This window comes from Parolsenella sp. (assembly GCF_982402205.1).
In genome coordinates this window covers 1-2,328 of record NZ_CEVYAT010000194.1, presented here as the reverse complement: position 1 = coordinate 2,328, position 2,328 = coordinate 1, and the positions used below count along the sequence as shown (strand labels likewise).

Genomic DNA, 2,328 nt, shown 5'->3' with positions numbered 1-2,328 from the left:
GTTCAACGGCGTCAATGCGGTGCTGGCCGGCCTTGTCGCGTTCACGGGCTCCTGGCGAAACCTCTCATACCTCGTCGTGATCTTCGCGAACCTCTTCATCGGCGTCTACCAGGAGGTCCGCTCGAAGCGCACCATCGACAAGCTTTCGATTCTGGCGGAGCGTCCCGTCTGCGTGCGCCGCGGCGGCGCCGACGCCTACGTCGCGCACGACGACGTCGTGCTCGACGAAGTCCTGGTGCTGCGCCGCGGCGACCAGGTGCCGGCCGATGCCGAGGTCATCTGGGGCGAGGCGGGCCTCAACGAGAGCCTCCTCACCGGCGAGAGCAAGCCCGTCACCAAGCTTGCCGGCTCCGAGCTCATGAGCGGCAGCTTCCTTGACTCGGGTCTCGTGCTGGCGCGCGTCACGCGCGTGGGCGCCGACTCGTACGCCTCGCGGATTAACGCCGAGGCCAAGTACGTCAAGAAGGTCAAGTCCGAGATCATGGCCACGCTCAACATGATTATCCGTGCGGCCACGTGGCTGCTTGCGCCCATTGGCCTTGCGCTCTTCCTACGCACCCTCAACGACGGCTCTACGGTCAACCAGTCGATTCTCACGACAGTCGCGGCGCTCGTGGGCATGATTCCCCAGGGCCTCGTGCTGCTTACCTCCACGGTGCTCGCCATCTCGGCCGCGCGCCTCGCGAATGATCACGTGCTCGTGCAACAGTTCTACTGCATCGAGGCACTCGCCCGCGTGGACGTGCTGTGCCTCGACAAGACGGGCACCATCACCTCGGGCTCCATGGACTTCGAGCGTGCCGTGGGCGTGGATGGTGCCACCTCGTCCGACGTCGAGCTTGCCGCGGCGAGCGTGGTGCGCGCGAGCGCCCACGATGCCAACGAGACGGCTACGGCCATCATCCGCCACGCCTCCGAGGTTGGCATCGCCGCCCCCGAGGCGGCCCGCGCCATCGGCTTCTCGAGCGCCCGCAAGTACTCGGGCTGCGTCATGCCCGGCGGCCGCGCCCTCGTGATGGGTGCCGCCCAGTTCGTCTTTGCTGCTGGCGTGCCCGAGCCCATCTCGCAGGCCCTCGCGAACGCCAACGAGCACGAGCGCTGCCTGGCCATCGCCGAGTGCGACGGATTCGACGACGAGGGCGCCATCATCGGCGAGCCCAGGGCCCTTGGCATCCTCACACTCTCCGACCACATCCGCTCGAATGCGCCCGACACGATCCGCTACTTCGTCGAGCAGGGCGTCCAGCTCAACGTCATCTCGGGCGACGACCCACGCACGGTCTCGAGCATCGCCGCCGAGGCAGGCGTCCCCGACGCCGACCGGTGGGTCGACGCCTCGACGCTCACCACGCCCGAGCAGCTTAAGCTTGCCGCGGTCACCTATCGCGTGTTCGGCCGCGTCACGCCGCAGCAGAAGCGCGAGCTCGTGCAGGCCCTGCGCGCCGCCGGCCACACCGTCGCGATGACGGGCGACGGCGTGAACGACGTCCTCGCCCTGCGCGAGGCCGACTGCTCGGTGGCCATGGCCTCAGGTTCCGACGCCGCGCGCAACGTCGCTGAGGTGGTGCTCGTCGACAACGACTTCGCCCACATGCCGTCTGTCGTGGCGGAGGGCCGCCGCTCCATCAACAACCTGCAGCGCTCTGCTTCGCTCTTCCTGGTCAAGACGCTCTTCTCGGCGGTTCTCGCGATCCTGTGCGCGTTCATCCCGCCCTATCCGTTCCAGCCGGTGCAGATGTCGCTCATCTCGGCCGCCATCATCGGCATCCCGTCGTTCGTGCTGGCGCTCGAGCCCAACCACGAGCGCGTGCGCGGCAGCTTCTTGGGCAACGTCCTTGCGCGTTCGGTGCCCGGCTCCATCGCGGTCATCGTGGCCGTGGGCCTCGCGAGCGGCCTGCTCGAGCGCTTTGGCCTCAACCGCGAGCAGATCTCGACGGTGTGCGTCGTGCTCACGAGCCTCGTGGGCTTTGCCCTCATCGTGCGCATCACGCTGCCGCTCAACGCCCTGCGCAGCGCGCTTCTCGTCGTGGTCGTGGGCATCGTGGTGCTGGGCTGCACCGTTGCGGGTCCCTTCTTCGACATCGTGCCCTACGACCTCGTCATGACCATCGCGACGCTCGTCATCGGTGCGCTCGCGCTCGTCATCTTCAACGTCCTGTTCAACCGAGGCATCAGGCTCGTCTCGGAAGATGCGGGGTACGAGAACTTCATGAAGCCCATCGAGAGCCTCAGGGAGACGAACCATGAGCAAGAGTCAAAGTAACTTTGGTGAGGACTTCGCCGCCGCCGTCGCCGCGGCCCGATCAGGCCGCGAGCTCGATGTGGCGG

1 protein-coding gene is annotated in these 2,328 nt (G+C 67.3%); it reads left to right on the top strand.

The genetic code is table 11. The annotated features are described in order from the left end of the window. A partial coding sequence (locus AC1VTH_RS07935; protein ID WP_481335619.1) for an HAD-IC family P-type ATPase occupies positions 1-2,263 on the top strand: 2,263 nt, incomplete at its 5' end. Positions 2,264-2,328: the final 65 nt, after the last annotated feature.